The organism is Streptomyces sp. V4I23, assembly GCF_030817975.1.
GTDB lineage: Bacteria > Actinomycetota > Actinomycetes > Streptomycetales > Streptomycetaceae > Streptomyces.
In genome coordinates this window covers 1,674,951-1,694,373 of the sequence record NZ_JAUSZW010000004.1, presented here as the reverse complement: position 1 = coordinate 1,694,373, position 19,423 = coordinate 1,674,951, and the positions used below count along the sequence as shown (strand labels likewise).

At 73.9% G+C, this 19,423-nt stretch carries 13 protein-coding genes; 11 read left to right on the top strand and 2 right to left on the bottom strand.

Translation table 11 applies throughout. The annotated features are described in order from the left end of the window. The first annotated feature begins 2 nt into the window (after positions 1-2). Genes QFZ82_RS09845 through QFZ82_RS09830 form a run of 4 tightly spaced genes read left to right on the top strand, consistent with a single transcriptional unit; the run spans position 3 to position 5,472 of the window. Complete coding sequence (locus QFZ82_RS09845) at positions 3-1,478, top strand: nitroreductase (protein ID WP_307717679.1); 1,476 nt, start codon at positions 3-5, stop codon at positions 1,476-1,478. Continuing rightward, positions 1,475-3,211: an ABC transporter ATP-binding protein/permease gene (locus QFZ82_RS09840; RefSeq protein ID WP_307712796.1), complete on the top strand. Its 1,737-nt coding sequence runs from the start codon at positions 1,475-1,477 to the stop codon at positions 3,209-3,211. The genes QFZ82_RS09845 and QFZ82_RS09840 overlap by 4 nt, the downstream gene beginning before the upstream one ends. Then, on the top strand, positions 3,208-4,914 hold the full coding sequence (locus QFZ82_RS09835) for an ABC transporter ATP-binding protein (RefSeq protein WP_307712795.1): 1,707 nt from the start codon (positions 3,208-3,210) through the stop codon (positions 4,912-4,914). Before QFZ82_RS09840 ends, QFZ82_RS09835 begins: the two co-directional genes overlap by 4 nt. 24 nt (positions 4,915-4,938) lie before the next feature. Further along, positions 4,939-5,472 (top strand): hypothetical protein, encoded by a 534-nt coding sequence (locus QFZ82_RS09830; RefSeq protein WP_307712794.1) that lies wholly within the window; start codon positions 4,939-4,941, stop codon positions 5,470-5,472. Positions 5,473-5,627: 155 nt separating this feature from the next. Here the strand turns inward: QFZ82_RS09830 and QFZ82_RS09825 are convergent, their stop codons facing one another. After that, positions 5,628-7,316 (bottom strand): PucR family transcriptional regulator, encoded by a 1,689-nt coding sequence (locus tag QFZ82_RS09825; RefSeq protein ID WP_307712793.1) that lies wholly within the window; start codon positions 7,314-7,316, stop codon positions 5,628-5,630. 285 nt (positions 7,317-7,601) lie between these two features. Between QFZ82_RS09825 and QFZ82_RS09820 the strand changes: the two genes are divergently transcribed. From QFZ82_RS09820 to QFZ82_RS09790, 7 genes are all read left to right on the top strand, one after another. Next, entirely contained in the window at positions 7,602-8,492 is an 891-nt protein-coding gene (locus QFZ82_RS09820) for a xanthine dehydrogenase family protein subunit M (RefSeq protein WP_307712792.1), read from the top strand. A gap of 2 nt (positions 8,493-8,494) precedes the next feature. Beyond that, positions 8,495-9,136, top strand: coding sequence for a (2Fe-2S)-binding protein (locus QFZ82_RS09815; RefSeq protein ID WP_307712791.1), 642 nt, complete (start codon positions 8,495-8,497; stop codon positions 9,134-9,136). A gap of 2 nt (positions 9,137-9,138) precedes the next feature. Further along, positions 9,139-11,544 carry a xanthine dehydrogenase family protein molybdopterin-binding subunit gene (locus QFZ82_RS09810; RefSeq protein ID WP_307712790.1) on the top strand — a complete coding sequence of 802 codons (2,406 nt, stop codon included), beginning with the start codon at positions 9,139-9,141 and terminating at the stop codon, positions 11,542-11,544. 254 nt (positions 11,545-11,798) lie between these two features. Continuing rightward, positions 11,799-13,280 carry an NCS2 family permease gene (locus tag QFZ82_RS09805; RefSeq protein ID WP_307712789.1) on the top strand — a complete coding sequence of 494 codons (1,482 nt, stop codon included), beginning with the start codon at positions 11,799-11,801 and terminating at the stop codon, positions 13,278-13,280. Positions 13,281-13,325: 45 nt separating this feature from the next. After that, positions 13,326-14,477, top strand: a complete 1,152-nt coding sequence (locus QFZ82_RS09800; protein WP_307712788.1) for an XdhC/CoxI family protein — start codon at positions 13,326-13,328, stop codon at positions 14,475-14,477. Between the two features lie 145 nt (positions 14,478-14,622). Further along, entirely contained in the window at positions 14,623-15,252 is a 630-nt protein-coding gene (locus tag QFZ82_RS09795; protein WP_373429263.1) for an RNA polymerase sigma factor, read from the top strand. Next, positions 15,249-15,989, top strand: a complete 741-nt coding sequence (locus tag QFZ82_RS09790) for a hypothetical protein (RefSeq protein WP_307712787.1) — start codon at positions 15,249-15,251, stop codon at positions 15,987-15,989. The genes QFZ82_RS09795 and QFZ82_RS09790 overlap by 4 nt, the downstream gene beginning before the upstream one ends. Before the next feature lie 576 nt (positions 15,990-16,565). Here QFZ82_RS09790 and QFZ82_RS09785 read toward each other — a convergent pair. Beyond that, positions 16,566-19,295 carry an FG-GAP-like repeat-containing protein gene (locus QFZ82_RS09785; RefSeq protein ID WP_307712786.1) on the bottom strand — a complete coding sequence of 910 codons (2,730 nt, stop codon included), beginning with the start codon at positions 19,293-19,295 and terminating at the stop codon, positions 16,566-16,568. Between the last annotated feature and the right edge of the window lie 128 nt (positions 19,296-19,423).

The following is a 19,423-nucleotide window of genomic DNA, read 5'->3' as shown; positions in this document are numbered from 1 at the left end:
TGATGGTGCTCTCCGTCTCCGATGCGCTGGCCCTCGCCAGGTCCGCGCAGGCCCCCGGTCCGGACTTTCCGGCGGGGCCGGCGACCGTGCGGCTGCCGGGCGAGCCGCTGCCCGTCCCGTCCGGTCTCGACCGCTTGCTGCGGCTGTCGCTCGCGGGCGGCAGGCTGCGGCCCGCGCCCTCGGCGGGCGGCCTGCACCCCGTCGACACGTACCTGCTGCTCGGGACCGGCTGCGGGCTGCCGCCGGGCGTCTACGTCCACGACCCGGTGCACCACCGTCTGCACCGGCACGGCTCGGCGCCGAAGCCGGCACCGGCGGGCGCCGTCGCCGTCCTGGGCGTGACCGCCCGCCGTACGGTGTCGCACTACGGCCATCGCGCATGGCCGTTGGTGCTGCTCGACGCGGGGCACGCGGCGGCCGCGCTCGCCCTGGCAGGCGCGCCCGGGGTGTGCCTCGACGCGGACGGCCGACTGCTGTCGGCGGCGAGCGGCGCGCAACGCGCGCTGGTGGCCGTGCAGTTGACGCCCGTCCTTGCCGCGGACGCGCTCGCCCGCTGGGCCGCTCGCGGAAGCGGCGGACGGCTCCCGCCGCCGGACGGGCCCGAGGTCCTGCGCACCGCCGTGGGCGTCCTCGGTGAACTCGCCGCGTCCGGTGACGGGTCCGGTACCTGGCAGGTGGCCCGCGGACCGTCCCTGCCGGACGCCATGCTGCTCTCCCGGCGCAGCGCGCCCCCGGGCCTCACCGGCCTGCCGCCGCGGACTGCCCTGGCGCGCGTCCTGGCGGCGGCGGTGGCGGCGTCCCCGGAGGGACTGCACTGGAGCATGGCGGTCGCCGGACCCCGCCCCGGCCTGCTGACGGGCGCGTGTGCGTCCGGCGCGCCCGGCGCCGCGCGTCCCGCCGGGACCGGGCGCGCAGACGCCGCGCTCCAGGGTGCTGCGGCGCCGGATCGCGCTGTCGCCGAGGGCGCGGGCTCGGCGGCGTACGGCGCCGGAACCGGCCACGACACGGCGGCCGGGCCCGGCCGCCGTCGCGCAAGGGACCGCGCCGCCTCGGGGCACCGGCCCGCGGCCGGTCGCGGCGGGGCCGCAGAGCCCGGGGGCGTCCCCCTGCCCGAGCCCGCCCCCGCCGCCGGGGAACCGCCCCTCCGGCTCCGCCGCCTCGCCTCCGGCGACGCGCTGCCGACCCTCGCCCACTGGGCCGCCGGCCAGGGCTGGATCGCCCGCGCAGGTGCCGTGCTCCTCGCACACGGCTGCCCGTCCGACGCCACGCCCGCGCAGGTGCGGCGCGACCATCTCGCCGCCGGTTACGGCATCGGGCACGCCCAGGCCGTGGCCACCTCCCTCGGGCTGCACTCGCGGCCCGTCGGCTCCTGGCAGGGCGCCGACCTCGGGGCCGCGCTCGGCGGGCCGGCCGGCCGGGACTGGGTGGTGCACGGGCTCGCACTCGGCCGTACGACAGAAGGAGACGAACCGTCATGATGCTCCACCCGGAGCTGCTGCGCGCCGCCCGTATCGCGCGCCGCCCCCTGCTCGCGGCCACCGCCCTGCTCGCGGCCGTCGCGGCGACCCACCTCGCGCAGGCCGTGCTGCTCGCGCTCGCCCTCGCCCGTATCGCCCGCCAAGACACCGCTGGGCTTCCGCTTCTGCTGGGCGCGGTGATCGCCGCCGTACTCGTGCGCGCCGTACTCGTCCGCGTGCAGCGCCGTACCGCCGTGGGCGCCGGGGCGGCGGTACGCACCGGCCTGCGCGACGAACTCCTGGTACGCCTCGGCCGGACCGGCCCCCCGCAACAGGCCGGCGCCCGCGCCGGAGCCGTACGCGCCACACTCGTCGACGGCGTCGAGGGCGTCGACGCATACGTCTCGCGCTACCTGCCCCAGCTGCTGATCACCTGCGCCGTGCCGCCGCTGCTCCTGATCGCCGTCGCCGCGGTCGAACCGTGGGCCGTCGTCGCCCTCGCCCCCGCGCTGGTGGTCGCGCTGTTCGCCCCGCGCTGGTGGGACAAGCTGCTGGAGCGGCGCGGGCAACAGCACTGGGGCGCGTACGAGGCCCTGGCCGCCGACTACCTGGAGGCGCTGCAGGGCATGCCCGCGCTACGAGCGGCGGGCGCGGTCGGGCGTACCAGGGCGCGGCTGGAGGAGCGTTCCGCGGCCCTGCACCGCGCCACGGTCGCCAAGCTCCGGGTCTCGCTCGTCGACACCGGCATCACCGACCTCGCCGTGCAGGGCGGCACGGTCGCCGCGGCACTCGTGGCGTGCACGGCGGCCGTCTCCGGGCAGGCGGCGCCCGCCGGTACGTACCTGGTGCTGATGCTGGCGTCCGAATGCTTCCGGCCGGTCAGGGACCTGTCCAGGGAGTGGCACTCGGGGTATCTCGGGGTCTCGGCCGCCGACGGCATCGCCGACCTGCGCACCGCGGAAGGAGGCGTCCCCGACGAGGGGCGGAGCGTCGCCGCGTGGCAGGCGGCACCCGAAGTGCGTTTCGAGGACGTGTACTTCACCCATCCGGGAGGCGGCCGGCCGGCGCTGCGGGGCGTCTCCTTCACCGCCCCGGCCGGCCGGGTCACCGCGGTCGTCGGTCCGTCGGGCGCGGGCAAGTCCACGCTGCTCGCGCTGCTGCTCCGCCGCGCCGACCCGGACCGGGGCCGGGTCCTCGTCGACGGCGCCGACACCGCCGCGTACACGCTCGACTCACTGCGCCGCGGTGTCGCGGTGGTCTCCCAGGAGACGTACCTCTTCCACGCCTCCGTCGCCGAGAACCTGCGGCTGGGCGCCCCCGACGCGAGCGACACCGCGCTGCGGGACGCGGCCCGGGCGGCAGGGATCCACGACGAGATCGTCCGCCTGCCCGACGGCTACGACACCCAGGTCGGCGAACGCGGTGCCACCCTGTCCGGCGGCCAGCGTCAACGGCTCGCCCTGGCAAGGGCGTTGCTCGCCGAGGCGCCCGTGCTCGTGCTCGACGAGGCGACCAGTGCCGTCGACGAGCGCCGCGAGGCCCGCATCGTACGGGAGCTGCTGCGGGCAGCCCGCGGCCGCACCTGCCTGGTCGTGGCGCACCGGCTCGAGTCGGTGCGCCACGCCGACCGCATCGTCGTGCTGGAGGGCGGCCGGGTGGACGCCGTCGGCGACCACGCCGGTCTGGTGAGCGGCGAGGGCGTGTACGCGCGTCTCGTCGCCGCCGGACGCACCACCGAAGGAGAGGCCGCATGAATGCCGAACGCGGCGCGCTGCGCGCCCTGTTGCCGGTGCTGGGCGCCCACCGGGGCATGACCGTCCGCACGTTCGGCGCGGCCCTCGCCGACCAGGCGGCGCTCGTCGCCCTGGTCACGCTCACCGCGCACACGGTGGGCACCGCCGTCGTCGAACGGCAGGCCCCCGGGCCCGGCACTGTGGCCGCCCTGCTGCTGCTCGTCACGGCCCGGGCGCTCGCCACCTGGCGCGAGATGGACCTCTCGCACGACCTCGCCTACCGCGTCCTCGCGGAAATGCGCATCCGTGTCTTCGACGGCCTCGCCCGCAGCGCGCCCGCGCGCGTCGGAGGGCGGCGCAGCGGGGACCTGGCGTCGGCGGCACTCGGGGACGTGGAGGCGCTGGAGTTCTTCTACGCACATGCCGTGGCCCAACTCGCGGCCTCCGCTGCGGTGTTCGGCGGCGGCACGGTGGCTCTCGCTCTGCTCGACCCCTGGCTGCTGATCGCCGTGCTGCCCGTCGCGGCGCTTCTCGTCCTCGTGCCGCTGGTGGAGTCCCGCGGCCGCGCGGCGCGCGGCGCCCGTACCCGGGCCGCGGCCGCCGACCTGTCCGCGGAGACCGTCGAGACGGTCGACGGGCTGCGCGAACTGCTGGCGTTCGGCGCACTGGACACCCGGCGCGAACGTCTCCGCGCCCACGGCCACCGGCTTGGCGACGCCCAACGCGCCGAGCAGGCCTGGGAGGCGGACGCCTCTGCCGTACGCGACCTCCTCGTGGTCGCGGCCGTCGTCGGCGTCGTCCTGGCGGCGGCGCACACCGTCTCCGGCGCGTGGGCGCCCGCCGCGATGGCCCTCGCGCTGGGGGTGCTCGCACCCGTCTCCGACTCGGCCGCCGCACTCGGGCAGGCCGGCGGGCTGCGGGCGGCGGCGGCCCGGGTGGGCGACGCCGTGCGGGCACCGGCCGGCGCGCCGGCGCCCGCGGCGCCCCGGCCGGTGCCCGACGGGCCGCTCGGCCTCCGGCTGCGGGGCGTCCGCTTCGACTACGGCGGCCGGGCCGTGCTCGACGGCGTGGACCTGACGGTCCGGCCCGGCGAGACGCTCGCCCTCGTCGGCGTCTCCGGCGCCGGCAAGTCCACGTGCGCGCACTTGGTGGCGCGGTTCTGGGACCCGGCAGCCGGGGCGGTGGAACTCGTCCCGGCCGCCGGGCCGCCGGTCGACCTGCGGGACGTGGCGGAGACGGATCTGCGGCGTGCGGTGGCCGTCGTCGGCCAGGACGCGCCGCTGTTCCACGGCACGCTGGCGGAGAACCTCCGCCTCGCCGCGCCGGCGGCGACGGACGACGAACTGGCCGCCGTCGCCCGCCGCACCGGGGTCGACCGCATCGCCGACGGCTACGACACGCCCGTCGGCGAGCGCGGCACCACCCTCTCGGGCGGCCAGCGCGCCCGTATCGCCCTGGCCCGCGCCCTGCTGACGCACCCACGGGTGCTCGTTCTCGACGAGACGACGGCGAACCTCGACACGGAGGCCGACGCGGCGGTCTCGGCCGCCCTGCGGGACGGCGCGCCGTCCCGTACGACGCTGCTGATAGCCCACCGCCCGTCGACGATCCGCCGCGCGGACCGGATCGCGGTGCTGGAAGCGGGGAGGGTGGTGCAGACGGGCACGTGGGAGGAACTGGCGGGGGAGGGGGGCGCGTTCGCGCGAGTGGTGGCACGGGGGTGACCGCTCGCTCGTGCACACCGGGCGGTGGGCCGCGTCGCGATCCTCGGAGGGGCGGCGGGCGAGGGCGAGGAACCGCGGGGCGAGTACGAGGAGGAAGGGCGCCGGCGGGTCGCGGCCGTCGTCCCGGCCCTGGTGCCGTTCCTGGACGACGACGACCCCGACGTGCGGCGGGCCGTCATCAGGATCTCGTCCCTGGCGACCGGTGAAGCCGTACGGGAGGTGCTGGAGCGACTGGACGCCCGGTACGACGCCGATCCGGACGCCTGGACCCGCGCGGACGTCCTGACGGTGCTGACGCGTCTCGACCCGGACGCGGAGGCCGTCCGACACCGGCTGGACACGGCATTGAAGGACCGGCCCCCGCCCTGCGTACCGTGGCGGCGCTGGAGCTCCTGGAGCGGTGTGGGACGCCGCATCCGCGGCGCCTCGTGCGGATCCTGGCCGAGGCCGTGGCGGAGGGGCCCGGCGGCGCGGCCGAGGCCGGGCCGTTCCCCGGCGTGGGCGACACCGGGCAGCGTATCGACCGGGTCCTCGACGAGGACCCGGCGAGCAGCGTGACGGTGGCCCGCCGGTGGATCCTCGCCCTGGGGCGCCTGGGCGACGAACGCCTCGTGAGCGGAGGCGTCTCGGCCCGCCGGCCACCGCGCTTCGCCCCGCGGGTTGCTCAAGGACGCCCCGCCGTGCACCGCACCCGCCCGTCGTGACGTGGCCCGTCAGCTCATGCGCAGGGCCAGGAAGAAGTCCAGCTTGTCCTCCAGGCGTGACAGGTCGCGGCCCGTCAGCTGTTCGATCCTGCCCACGCGGTACCGCAGCGTGTTCACGTGCAGATGCAGGCGGGTCGCGCACCGCGTCCAGGAGCCGTCGCAGTCCAGGAACGCCTCCAGCGTGGGGATCAGCTCCGCGCGGTGGCGGCGGTCGTAGTCCCGCAGCGGGTCCAGCAGGCGGGCCGTGAACGCACGGCGCACGTCGTCCGGCACGAACGGCAGCAGCAGCACGTGCGAGGCCAGCTCGTGGTGGCCCGCCGCGCACACCCGGCCGGGGCGTGCCGCCGCCACGCGGCGGGCGTGGCGGGCCTCCTCCAGCGCGCCGCGCAGACCCTCCGCCGAGTGCACGGCCGCGCTGACGCCCAGCGTGAGCCGGCCGTCGCCGTCGAGACCGGCCGACAGCGGGGCGCGTACGGACTCCAGCAGGGCGTCGGCGTGCAGACCGGCGTCCGTGGGAGGCGTGTCGTCCTCCTCCATGCCGAGGGGGCTCACCGCCGGCAGCGGCACCAGCGCGATGGCCTCGTCACCGGTGTGCGCCACGGCGATCCGGTCGGCCGAGTCCGCTCCGGCGGCCGTCGGGTCGACCAGGATCTCCTCCAGCAGCGACTGCGCGACCGGGCCCGCCTCGATGCCCGACTCCGCGCCCCAGTCCACCCGGGCCACGACGACCTGCCAGTGCGGCGCGGTCCCGAGACCCGGCAGAAGCACCGGCGCGGCCACCCGCAGCCGTGCTGCGATCTCCGCGGGCGCGGCTCCCGTCTGGACCAGCTCCAGCACTTCCTGGGCGAGACGGCGCCGCACCGTGCGGGCCGCCTCCCGCCGGTCGCGTTCGACGGCGATCAGCTGGGTGACCCCCTGCAGCAGGTCGAGACGGGCCGCGGGCCAGTCCCCGGCGTCGGCCTCGACGGCAAGGAGCCAGTCCGACAGAACGCTCTCGCGGACGTCCCGCGACGCGGCCACGGCCCCCCGGCCGGTGTTACGGATCGGGAAGAGCGAGTAGGTCACGCCCGCGACCACCGCCCGGTGCGGCGCCCGCCGGCCGGCCCGTACCGCCGCCAGGTGCTCGCCGGCCAGGGCCGCGCCGGTCTGCGCGGTGAGCCCCTCGCCGACGCCCGCGATCTGCCGCCCGGTGGGGGAGAGGACCCAGGCCCGCAGGTCCAGGTCCGAGCCGAGGAGGTCCAGCACCGCGTCCGGGCCGCCGCCCGCCGGACCGGAGGTCATCAGCCTCCTGTGTCTGTCGACGACTGCGGCGAGGTCCCCGGCACGCTCCCCGGAGACCTGCCGCACGACGTACTCGGTGATCGTCGCGAATGCAACGGATTCGTTCACTGCGAACAACGGCAGCCGGTGGCGCGAACACGCCTGCACGAGATCGTCGGGAATGTCGCCGAGCTCCGCCTCGCCCGCCGCGAGCCCCGCGACCTGAGCGCTCGCGAGGATGCGGACGAACGGTTCCGAGTCCTCGGCGCTGCGCCGCCAGGCGAGGCCGGTCAGCACCAGTTCGCCGCCCGACAGGTACCGGCTCGGGTCCCGGAGGTCGGTGGTCATCACGCCCCGCACGCCGCGGTCGAGCTCATCCTCGCCGCCGAGCAGCCGCAGCCCCAGCGCGTCGGTCTCCAGCAGTGCGCGCAGCCGCATCTCGTCGCCACCGATCTGTCTCGTTGTTGCATGTTGCGGCCAGAGATCCTTGGCCACGGTTTCCGGGGGGAAACGGTGAGGTTGCTGATCTCCGCCTTTCGTTCGAATCTACAAGACGAGAGAGGCGACCAGCCAACTCCTTCATGGTTTCGGTGACTGCACCGCTCGGATCACGCCTTGTGTACTGGACCACATCGCGTGAACCCCACATGAACTTCCAGTCGAGGGCCGGCCGTCCCGGGCCCGTTGCGACGACGACCCGAGATAAGAAGAAGAGAGCCACTCATGGACTTCCTTCGCCCCGCCGGCTGGGAGGAGGCGCTCGCCGCCAAGGCCGAGCACCCGACCGCCGTCCCCATCGCGGGTGGCACCGATGTGATGGTCGAGATCAACTTCGACCACCGTCGGCCGGAGTACCTCCTGGATCTGAACCGCATCGGCGAACTGACCGAGTGGGAGGTCGGGGGAGAGAGCGTCCGGCTGGGTGCCTCCGTTCCGTACACCAAGATCATGGAGCATCTGCGGGCCGAGCTGCCGGGCCTCGCGCTCGCCTCCCACACGGTCGCCTCTCCGCAGATCCGCAACCGCGGAGGGGTCGGCGGCAACCTCGGCACCGCGTCCCCGGCCGGTGACGCCCACCCGGCGCTGCTCGCGGCGGGTGCCGAGGTCGAGGTGGAGTCGGTGCGCGGCTCCCGCCTGATCCCGATCGACGAGTTCTACACGGGCGTCAAGCGCAACGCGCTGGCCCCCGACGAGCTCATCCGCGCCGTGCACATCAAGAAGGCCGACGGGCCCCAGCAGTACTCCAAGGTCGGCACCCGCAACGCGATGGTGATCGCGGTCTGCGCCTTCGGTCTCGCCCTGCACCCCGAGACCCGCACCGTGCGCACCGGCATCGGCTCCGCCGCCCCCACGCCGGTGCGCGCCCAGGCCGCGGAGGACTTCCTGAACGCCGCGCTCGAAGAAGGCGGATTCTGGGAGAGCGGGAACATCATCACCCCCTCGATCGCCAAGCAGTTCGCGGAGCTCGCCTCCGGCGCCTGCAACCCCATCGACGACGTGCGCGGCACCGCCAAGTACCGCCGTCACGCGGTGGGCATCATGGCCCGCCGCACGCTCGGCTGGACCTGGGAGCAGTACCGCGGCACCGCCCGCACGCTTGAAGGAGCTGCATAAGCATGCGCGTCAATTTCACCGTCAACGGACGACGCCAGGAGGCGGACGACGTCTGGGAGGGCGAGAGCCTGCTCTACGTCCTGCGCGAGCGCCTGGGCCTGCCGGGCTCCAAGAACGCCTGTGAGCAGGGCGAATGCGGTTCCTGCACCGTGAGGCTCGACGGCGTCCCGGTCTGTTCCTGCCTCGTCGCCGCCGGCCAGGTCGAAGGCCGCGAGGTCGTCACCGTCGAGGGCCTCGCCGACTACGCCAAGCAGCGCGAGGAGCACGGCGGCTGCGCCGCCGGAGCCTGCGGCACCTCCCTCCAGGACGCCCAGCTGGGGGCACCCCCGGACGAAGTCCGGGGGAGGTCCGCTGCGCCTCGTGACGGGGCCACTGACTCGCAGACCGGCGAGGGCGCCGAGCTCTCCCCGATCCAGCAGGCGTTCATCGACGCCGGCGCCGTCCAGTGCGGCTTCTGCACCCCGGGCCTGCTGGTCGCCGCCGACGAGATGCTGGAGCGCAACCCGTCGCCCACCGACGAGGACATCCGCGAGGCACTGTCCGGCAACCTCTGCCGCTGCACCGGATACGAGAAGATCCTCGATGCCGTCCGCCTCGCGGCCGCTCGTCAGGAGCGTCGAGGAAACCAGGAAGCGACGGTCTGACGATGACGCAGAACACCCGAGTCGCCACCGTCCCGGCGGGCACTCCCACCAAGGTCACCCAGGGCTCCCGGACCAAGGGCGGCATCGGCGAGTCCACGCTCCGCCCCGACGGCACGCTCAAGGTCACCGGCGAGTTCGCGTACTCCTCGGACATGTGGCACGAGGACATGCTCTGGGGCCAGATCCTGCGCTCCACCGTCGCGCACGCCGAGATCGTCTCCATCGACACCTCCGAGGCCCTGGCCCAGGCCGGCGTCTACGCGGTCCTCACCTACGACGACCTGCCCACCGAGGTGAAGAACTACGGCCTGGAGATCCAGGACACCCCGGTCCTCGCAGGCGGCGTCGTACGCCACCACGGCGAACCCGTCGCCCTGGTCGCCGCCGACCACCCGGAGACCGCCCGCCGCGCCGCCGCCAAGATCAAGGTCGAGTACAAGGAGCTGCCCGTCGTCACGGACGAGGCCTCCGCGACCGCCCCCGACGCGCCGCTGCTGCACCCGGGCCGGGACGACCACCACGCCGGTCACGTCCCGCACCCCAACATCGTGCACCGCCAGCCGATCGTCCGCGGCAACGCCGACGAGGCCGCCAGGAAGGCGGACGTGATCGTCTCCGGCGAGTACGTCTTCGGCATGCAGGACCAGGCGTTCCTCGGGCCCGAGTCGGGGCTCGCCGTGCCGGCCGAGGACGGCGGCGTGGACCTGTACGTCGCGACCCAGTGGCTCCACTCCGACCTGCGGCAGATCGCCCCGGTCCTCGGCCTGCCCGAGGACAAGGTCCGGATGACGCTCTCCGGCGTCGGAGGCGCGTTCGGCGGCCGCGAGGACCTGTCGATGCAGATCCACGCCTGCCTGCTGGCCCTGCGCACCGGCAAGCCCGTCAAGATCGTCTACAACCGGTTCGAGTCCTTCTTCGGGCACGTCCACCGCCACCCGGCGAAGCTCTGGTACGAGCACGGTGCCACCCGCGACGGCAAGATCACGCACATGAAGTGCCGGATCGTGCTGGACGGCGGCGCCTACGCCTCCGCCTCGCCGGCCGTCGTCGGCAACGCCTCCTCGCTCTCGGTGGGCCCGTACGTCATCGACGACGTCGACATCGAGGCCGTCGCCCTCTACACCAACAACCCGCCCTGCGGCGCCATGCGCGGCTTCGGCGCGGTCCAGGCGTGCTTCGCCTACGAGGCGCAGATGGACAAGCTGGCCAAGGCCCTCGACATGGACCCCGTCGCGTTCCGGCAGCTCAACGCCATGGAGCAGGGCACCCTGCTGCCGACCGGGCAGCCGGTCGACTCGCCGGCCCCGGTCGCCGAGCTGCTGCGCCGGGTCAAGGCCCGCCCGCTGCCGCCCGAGCGCCAGTGGGAGACCACCGAGGGCTCGGACGTCCGCGCGCTGCCCGGCGGCCTGTCCAACACCACGCACGGCGAGGGCGTCGTCCGGGGTGTCGGCTACGCGGTCGGCATCAAGAACGTCGGCTTCTCCGAGGGATTCGACGACTACTCCACCGCCAAGGTGCGCATGGAGGTCGTGGGCGGCGAGGCCGTCGCCACCGTGCACACCGCGATGGCGGAGGTCGGTCAGGGCGGTGTCACCGTCCACGCCCAGATCGCCCGCACGGAGCTGGGCGTCACCCAGGTGACCATCAACCCCGCCGACACGCAGGTCGGCTCGGCCGGTTCCACCTCCGCCTCCCGCCAGACGTACGTCACCGGCGGCGCGGTGAAGAACTCCTGCGAGCTGGTCCGCGAGAAGGTCCTGGAGATCGGGCGCCGCAAGTTCGGCAGCTACCACCCGGCCTGGGCCACCGCCGAACTGCTGCTGGAGGGCGGCAAGGTCGTCACCGACGGCGGCGAGGTCCTCGCCGACCTGGTGGACGTGCTGGAGGACGAGGCCGTCGAGATCGAGGCCGAGTGGCGCCACCGCCCCACGGAGGCGTTCGACCTGCGCACCGGCCAGGGCAACGGCCACGTGCAGTACTCGTTCGCCGCGCACCGCGCGGTCGTCGAGGTGGACACCGAGCTCGGCCTGGTCAAGGTCATCGAGCTCGCCTGCGCCCAGGACGTCGGCAAGGCCCTCAACCCGCTGTCCGTCGTCGGCCAGATCCAGGGTGGCACCACCCAGGGCCTGGGCGTCGCGGTCATGGAGGAGATCATCGTCGACCCGAAGACCGCGAAGGTCAGGAACCCCTCCTTCACGGACTATCTGATCCCCACCATCCTCGACACGCCGACCATCCCGGTCGACGTGCTCGAACTCGCCGACGACCACGCCCCCTACGGGCTGCGCGGCATCGGCGAGGCCCCGACCCTGTCGTCCACCCCGGCCGTCCTCGCGGCGATCCGGAACGCGACGGGTCTCGAACTGAACAGGACGCCGGTGCGCCCCGAGCACCTCACCGGCACCTGACAGATCCCCTCCACTTCTCCGGGCGGTGCGTGCCATGCCTCCAAAGGAACGCCACTTCCGCACTGCCCGTGCCGGCCGGAGAACCCGAGTGCCGCACCGCTCGCGGCCACAGCACCACCCCGCAGTACGAGCAGTACCCGCAGAGCAGGTTCGTCTCGGGCCGTCCCCCGGGTCGTGCAGCCGAAGCACCTTCCCAAATCCCGCCACGGAAATCCTTCCGGCGGGTGCCCCTGTGAACCTTGGGAGTAGGCACCATGACCCAGCAGTCCACTGAGCCGAGGACCACGGCGGAGGACGCCGGCGCAGGTACGCGCCAGCCCGCCGGCCGGTCCTGGCTCGACCGTTACTTCCACATAACCCAGAGAGGGTCGACCATCGGGCAGGAGGTGCGTGGCGGCATCACCACCTTCATGGCGATGGCGTACATCGTCCTGCTGAACCCGGTGATCCTGTCGGTGCCCGATGCGACCGGCGCGAAGCTCGACGGTGATCAGGTGACCACCGCGACCGTCTTCGCCGCGGCCGCCACCACCATCGTGATGGGTCTCATCGGCAACGTGCCGCTGGCCCTCGCCGCCGGACTCAGTGTCTCCGCCGTGATGGCATTCCAGGTCGCCCCCGAGATGTCCTGGGGCAACGCGATGGGCATGTGCGTCATCTACGGCGCCGTGATCGTCCTGCTCGTCGTCACCGGCCTGCGGGAACTGATCATGAACGCGATCCCCCTGGCGCTGAAGCACGCCATCACCATGGGTATCGGTCTGTTCGTCTGTCTCATCGGCCTCGTCCAGGCCGGATTCGTCACCTCCATGCCCGGCGAGGGCGGCATCGCCGGCGCCAAGCCGATCCAGCTCGGCACGCACGACATGCTCACCGGCTGGCCGGTGCTCTGCTTCTCCGTCACCGTCCTGCTGATCTTCCTGCTCCAGGTGCGCAAGGTCCCCGGTGCGATCCTCATCGGCATCGTCGGCGGCACGGTCTTCGCCGCCGTCGTCCACCAGTTCGCCGGTCTCGACAAGGCCGCCTGGGGCGGTCTGAACGCGCCCGAGATCACCGGATCGATCGTCTCGACCCCCGACTTCGGCCTGTTCGGCGCCGTCTCCTTCGACGGCATGGCCGACGTCGGCGGCATCACCGTCGGGGTCATCGTCTTCACCCTGGTGCTGGCCGGATTCTTCGACGCCATGGGCACCATCATCGGCATCGGCCAGCAGGCCGACCTCGCCGACGACAAGGGCAAGATGCCCGGCCTCAACAAGGCCCTCGCCATCGACGGCGCGGGCGGCGCGATCGGCGGCCTCGCGGGCGCCTCCGGCCAGACCGTCTTCGTCGAGTCCACCGCCGGCGTCGGCGACGGCGCGCGCACCGGTCTGGCCAGCGTCGTCACCGGTCTCGCGTTCACGCTCTGCCTCTTCTTCACTCCGCTGGCCCAGCTCATCCCGACTCAGGTCGCCGCGGCCGCGCTGGTCGTCATCGGCTCGATGATGATGACCAACGCCAAGCACATCGACTGGAACGACCCGGCCACCTCCATCCCGGTCTTCCTGACCACGGTGCTGATGCCGTTCACCTACTCCATCACCGCGGGCATCGCCGCCGGTGTCATCGCCCACGTCCTGATCAAGGCGGTCCAGGGCCGGGCGCGCGACATCGGCTGGCTGATGTGGGTCCTGTCCGCCGTGTTCCTCGCCTACTTCGCCCTGAATCCGATCGAGGGCTGGCTGGGAGTCAAGTAACACCTCCGCCGCCCCTCCGCACACCTTCATCCCGAGGAGACCGACATGCTGGACATCGCCGAAGAGCTGAACCGGTGGGTCGAGCAGGGCCGTTCGTTCGCCGTCGCCACCGTCGTCGCCGTCGGGGGCAGCGCACCCCGCCGGCCGGGCGCCGCGCTCGCCGTCGACAGCGAGGGCACGGCGATCGGCTCGGTCTCCGGAGGCTGTGTGGAGGGCGCGGTGTACGACCTGTGCACCCAGGCGCTCCAGGACGGCGAAAGCGTCCTGGAACGCTTCGGATACAGCGACGAGGACGCGTTCGCCGTGGGTCTGACCTGCGGCGGCGTCATCGACGTCCTCGTCACCCCCGTACCCGCGGACGCTCCCGGCAGGGAGGTGTTCGCGGCCGCGCTGGCCACCGCCGCCCGAGGGGAGGCCGCGGCAGTCGCGCGGATCACCGACGGCCCCGCGGAACTGGCGGGCCGCGCCCTGCTCGTGCGCCCCGACGGCAGCTGCGAGGGATCGCTCGGCGGCCACCCGGAGCTGGACCGCACGGCGGCCGCCGAGGCCGCGGCCATGCTGGACGCCGGCCGCACCGGGACCGTCGTCATCGGCGAGGACGGCTCGCGCTGCGGCCGGCCGCTGACCCTGCTCGTCGAGTCGAGCGTGCCCGCGCCCCGCATGATCGTCTTCGGTGCCATCGACTTCGCCTCCGCGCTCGTGCGGGTGGGCAAGTTCCTCGGATACCACGTCACCGTCTGCGACGCTCGGCCCGTCTTCGCCACGAGCACCCGCTTCCCGGACGCGGACGAGATCGTCGTCGACTGGCCGCACCGCTACCTGGAGTCCACCGAGGTGGACGGCCGCACCGTCCTGTGCGTCCTGACCCACGACGCCAAGTTCGACGTCCCGCTCCTGGAACGGGCGCTGCGGATGCCCGTCGCGTACGTCGGGGCCATGGGCTCGCGCCGCACCCACGAGGACCGCAACAAGCGGCTGCGGGAGGTCGGCGTCACCGAGCTGGAACTCGCCCGGCTGCGTTCCCCGATCGGCCTCGACCTCGGCGCGCGCACACCGGAGGAGACGGCGCTGTCCATCGGCGCGGAGATCGTGGCGAACCGCCGCGGCGGCAGCGGTGTCTCGCTGACCGGCGCGCACACGCCGATCCACCACGACGGACCCGACGCCGTGGCGGGCCGGATCGGGTCGGTGGCGTAGCCCCGTGCGCGGTGCCGTGGTCCGTGCCGCCCCGCTTCTGTCAGGTGTGACGTTTCTGTGAGTCCTGGCGCTGAGTTGTGTGTGGGGGGACACACGCGGGTCATGGTCATGGGCATGACGTGACCGCAATGACGAAGAGGAACGAGTGGGCAAGGAGCGGGGCGACCGACGTGCGCAGGCGCACGACATGGAGCTCGGTGACACGGTCGCGAGAGCACAGCAGGGTGACGAGGCCGCCTTCTCCCGGGCCTACCGGATCGTCCATCCCCCACTCCTCGGGTTCCTGCGCGGGCTCGTCGGCGACGACGCGGAGGACGTGGCCTCCGAGGCCTGGCTCGAAATCGCCCGTGACATCGGGCGCTTCCGCGGAGACGGGGCCGGCTTCCGGGCCTGGACGGCGAGCATCGCGCGCAACCGGGCCATCGACCACCTGCGCCGCATCAGGAGCCGTCCACGCGGCACGTTCCTCGAGAACGACCTAGCCGAGATGCCGGCTCGTCAGGACACGGCGGAAGAGGCGTTCGAGACCGTCTCGACCCAGGAGGCACTTGCGCTCATCGCCCGGCTTCCGCGCCAGCAGGCCGAGGCCGTACTGCTCCAGACGGTCATCGGACTGGACGGGCCGACCGCCGCCCGTGTGCTCGGCAAGCGGCCCGGCGCGGTCCGCTCCGCCACCCACCGCGGCCTGAAGCGACTGGAGAAGCACCTCGCCTCACTCCGGCCGAAGGAGTGTGTGACAGATTCGGACCCCTGTGCGCTGGGAGGGGCGAGATGACCGAAAACCGATCTGGAGACGCGGCGGGCCCCGGGCCCGAGCCGCAGCCCACGACCCCGGCGCTCGACAAGGTGCTGGCCGCCGCCGCGCGTCCGGCGCCCGTCGAGCCGGAGCCCGCCGAACGCGCGCTCGCGGCCTTCCGCGCCGCGCGCGCCGAAGGCGCGCTCTCGCTGCCCACCCGGCCCGAGGACGACTGGCGCCCCGCGCCCCCGCCGCGCATCCGCACACGAGGGCTGAAGGTGGGCATCGGCGCGCTCGTCGCCGGTGTGATGTTCGGCGGAGTGGCGATGGCGTCCGGCGCGATCCCGGCGCCCTTCGGCGAGCCGCCGGCGCAGCGGCCCGGCCCCGTGCCCGGCGCCTCGTCCGACGGGGAGCCGACCCCGGACACCATCGGCGAGGAGTCCGCGCCGCCCTCGGCGGAGACATCCGCCGCGCCGTGGGGCGGGCGCCCGCCGACGGCGAAGGACGAGGAGGCGCACTGCCGCGCGTACGACAAGGCGAAGCGGCGTAACGACGCCGCCGTGGCGGGCGCGATGCGGGAGCGACTGGAGGAGGCGGCGGGCGGCCCGCAGGCCGTCGCGGCGTACTGCGCCGAGCTGTTGGCCGAGTCGGACGCCGGACCCGCCGGCGGAAGAGGACCGAAGCAGTCCCGCCCGCCGACCGCCAACGCGCCGGATACGCCCCCGGGCAAGGACATGAACGATTCGCCGCGGCACCGGCAGTTCCCCAAGGACTGAGGACCGCCGCCGGGGTCAGCCCGGTCCCGCGGCCGGACGCCCCTCGGGACCCGTGCGGTTGGAACAGGCCGGACAGCGCTGCCGGGTGGTGCTCGGACCCGTGGCGGTGTGTCAGGTCGGCGCGCGACCGGCGTGGTCGGTGGGAGCGGCGTGGCTGCGTGTCACGGTCGGCGGACGTGGGACCGGGCCGATGCGACGGGCGCCCTCTTCGGGCATGGCCCGGTGGCGGTTGCGTGGCGTGCCCGACAGCCGGCGGGACGCGGCCCGTGGCGGTGTGTCAGGTCGCTGCACGACCGGGCGGCGGCGTGGCTGCGTGTCACGGTCGGCGGACGTGGGACCGGGCCGATGCGACGGGCGCTCTCTTCGGGGCGGTTGCAGGGCGTGCCCAACTCCAGGTAGCCCGGGGCCGTCACGCGTCCGGCGGATCGGCGTACCCGCCGCCCGTGCAGGCGGAGCCCTGCAGCACCCGGTGGGCGACGCGTCCGTCCCGGAACCGCGCGGGCCCGCCGGACGCCCCCTTCGGGGGTCCGGCGGGCCCGGTGGAGGGAACCGGCCGCGCGGCCGGCTCCCCGCGGACTACGGCGTCAGCACCAGACCGATGCGCACACCCGTCGGCGCGCCCAGCGCCGCCGTGCCGTAGAAGACGCCGGAGCCCGGCGTGATGCCGCTGCTGCTGCTGTTGTCCAGCTGCAGCACCGTGCCGTTGTTCGCGTCCTCGCCGTCCGCTCCGATCGCCACGTCCGCGCGCACGTAGCCGGAGAGGTCGGCCAGCGTGACGGACGAGCCGAGGCGGTCGTTCGACTCGGCCGTGCCCGGCATGCCGGTGGTGTCCTGGTGGTACGCCACCGATCCCGTCGCCGTCGGCCCGGTCGAGGAACCGCGCAGCAGGATCGCCAGGCCGGCGTTGGTCTGTGCGACGCCGCTGCGGGTGATGTCCTCGCCGGGCAGGCCGGTGAGGATGTCGTCGTAGCCGTCGAGGTTCGCGTCGCCGACGGACACGGAGGCACCCATGTCGTCACCGGTCTCGCCCGTCTCCGGCACCCCGGTCGTGTCCTGGCCGAGCGACTTGCGGCCGGTCGACGTCAGACCCGTCGAGGAACCGAACACGACGGTCACGGCACCGCCCTTGAGCGTGTGGCCCGACTCCGTGGTGCTCGGCTGGCCGACCGCGAGGTCCGCGTAGCCGTCGCCGTTGATGTCGCCCGAGGCGAGCGAACGGCCGCCGCGCGCCTCCAGGATGCCGACGCGCTGCAGGCCGGTGGCCGAGCCCTTGAGCCACAGCAGACGGCCCACGCCGCCCGGGTCGCGGTACGACACCGCCACGTCGCCGTAGCCGTCCTTGTTGAAGTCACCGGCCGCCGTGCTCGCGTACGCGACCGCTCCCGTGTACGCGGCGGTGTTCAGGTAACCGGAGCGGGCGACACCGGTCGCGCTGTCGAACACCCACCAGCGGCCCGGCTTGCCCGGTGCCACGGAGAACACGTCGGACTTGCCGTCCGCGTTGAAGTCCCCGGTGGCCACGGCGGCACCCAGCTTCTCGCCCGCCACGCGCGTCGTCTCGTTGGTCCAGTAGGACTTGCCCGAGCTCAGCCCGGGACCGTACAGCACGGTCACCTGGCCGGTGTCCGCCTGCGTGGAGGTGCCGTCCTCGCCCGGCGCGCCGACGAGCAGGTCGCCGTAGCCGTCGCCGTTGACGTCGCCCCACGCGCTGTCCGAACCGAAGCCGTCACCGGCCTCCGAACTGCCCGGCACACCGGTGCTGTTCTGGTTGATCGTCCGGCGGGCCGCCGAGTTGGGGCCGGCGTCGTTGCCCGGGAGCACCACGACGCTGCCGTCGCTGCTGGAGACCCGGGGCAGGCCGACGACCAGGTCCGGCACGCCGTCCCGGTTGAAGTCGCTCGTCGGGATCGCGGAGTTGCGGCCGGCGCCGGCCGCGAAGTCGCGGATCGTGGTCAGCTTCGCGTAAAGGTTCTTGCCCGGGCAGGCCGTCGCGAACGCGTCCCGGTGACCGGAGATCACGCTCATGGTGGCCGACTGGCCCTCGCTGTACTTGCCGGTGTTGCCCTGGGCGACCAGCGTCACCGTGCCCTTGGGGTTGCCGCCGTACTGCCCGAGCTTCCAGGCCGCGACGCGCGCGGTCGACTGCAGCGCGGCGGTCGTCGGACGGCCCGCCGCCTTGCCGGTCGCCGTGTCGCCCTCGAAGTCACCGAGCAGGGCGATGCCGGTGGAGTAGCTGTTGAAGCCGTACGTGTGGGCGCCCTTGACCGGGAGGTCGACGCCGCCGCCGCGGCCCTCGAAGACGCGGCCGCACTTGTCGACCAGGAAGTTGTAGCCCAGGTCGTTCCAGCCCTCGGTCTTGACGTGGTACGTCATGATGCCGCGGACCAGGGCGGCGGACTCGGCGCAGCTGTAGTTGTTGGAGCCGACCGTGTGGTGGACGTAGACGGCCTGCACCTTGTCGATGTACTCGGCCGGGTCGTCGACGATCGACTCGTCGGCGCCCCACTGGGCGCGCGAGATGATCGGCGGCTGCTTCACCGTCGACGGCGGAGCGGTCGGCTTGGTGGCCGTGGGGCTGGGGCTCGTACTCGGGCTCGGGCTCGCCGAGCCGCTCGGGGACGGCGACACCGGGGGCGGGTCCGTCGGCGCCGGCGTCGCGGAGTCCGTGGGGGCGGCGGGGTCCGAGGGCGAGGCCGCGTCGGTGGGCGTGGCGGAGTCCGAGGGCAGCGCCGTCTCGGAGGCGAACGCGGCCGGTTCCATGCCCGTGCCGGCCGGGTTCTTCGCCTCGGCCCTGCTGACGCCCGGGTCGACCATGTGCAGCTTGAGCCCCTTGGGCAGCGCCTTGCTCGCCTTCACGCGCACCTGTACGGCGGTGGAGGGGCCGACCCACAGCGGCTCGGAGGCGCCGCGGGCCGTGCCCTCCGGGGTGTCCGGGCCGTGCGAGTCGAGCTCCAGGGCCTGCCAGGGCGACCACTTGCCCGACTTCTTCTCCCGCGTACGCACCTGCGCGGTGCCCTCGACCTCGGCCGACGGGCTGTCCCAGCCGATGCCGACGAGCGAGAACTGCTCGGTGTCGGTGGCCGGCAGCTCCCGGTCGGTGGCCGTGCCGCCGCCGAGCTGCATCGTGCGCAGGGCGGCGGCCCGCTCCTGCTGCTTCTGACCGCCGGGGGAGTCGGACGGGTTGGCCGTGGCGATCGTGACGATGCCGGCCCCGCCGAGAACGACGGCGCCGAGCGTCAACCACGCCCGGCGCTTCATGCTCAGTGGTCGGTACGCATGCGACGTACGCGGGCTCAAGTGCCCCACCTCTCCAGAATGTCCATGTGTGGCGCGCCTCTTGGGACGGGCGGCCCACGCGTCCCAGCGGCCCGCGCCGCACAGGCATCACGGGTTCACGCCAACTTGTGGCGCACCTCACAGTTTTGGGGCGGCCG

Coding starts and splice junctions, on each gene's coding strand:
- QFZ82_RS09800 (WP_307712788.1), top strand. CDS start 13,326: ATGCTGGACATCGCCGAAGAGCTGAACCGGTGGGTCGAGCAGGGCCGT.
- QFZ82_RS09845 (WP_307717679.1), top strand. CDS start 3: ATGGTGCTCTCCGTCTCCGATGCGCTGGCCCTCGCCAGGTCCGCGCAG.
- QFZ82_RS09825 (WP_307712793.1), bottom strand. CDS start 7,316: ATGCGGCTGCGCGCACTGCTGGAGACCGACGCGCTGGGGCTGCGGCTG.
- QFZ82_RS09790 (WP_307712787.1), top strand. CDS start 15,249: ATGACCGAAAACCGATCTGGAGACGCGGCGGGCCCCGGGCCCGAGCCG.
- QFZ82_RS09805 (WP_307712789.1), top strand. CDS start 11,799: ATGACCCAGCAGTCCACTGAGCCGAGGACCACGGCGGAGGACGCCGGC.
- QFZ82_RS09815 (WP_307712791.1), top strand. CDS start 8,495: ATGCGCGTCAATTTCACCGTCAACGGACGACGCCAGGAGGCGGACGAC.
- QFZ82_RS09835 (WP_307712795.1), top strand. CDS start 3,208: ATGAATGCCGAACGCGGCGCGCTGCGCGCCCTGTTGCCGGTGCTGGGC.
- QFZ82_RS09840 (WP_307712796.1), top strand. CDS start 1,475: ATGATGCTCCACCCGGAGCTGCTGCGCGCCGCCCGTATCGCGCGCCGC.
- QFZ82_RS09820 (WP_307712792.1), top strand. CDS start 7,602: ATGGACTTCCTTCGCCCCGCCGGCTGGGAGGAGGCGCTCGCCGCCAAG.
- QFZ82_RS09810 (WP_307712790.1), top strand. CDS start 9,139: ATGACGCAGAACACCCGAGTCGCCACCGTCCCGGCGGGCACTCCCACC.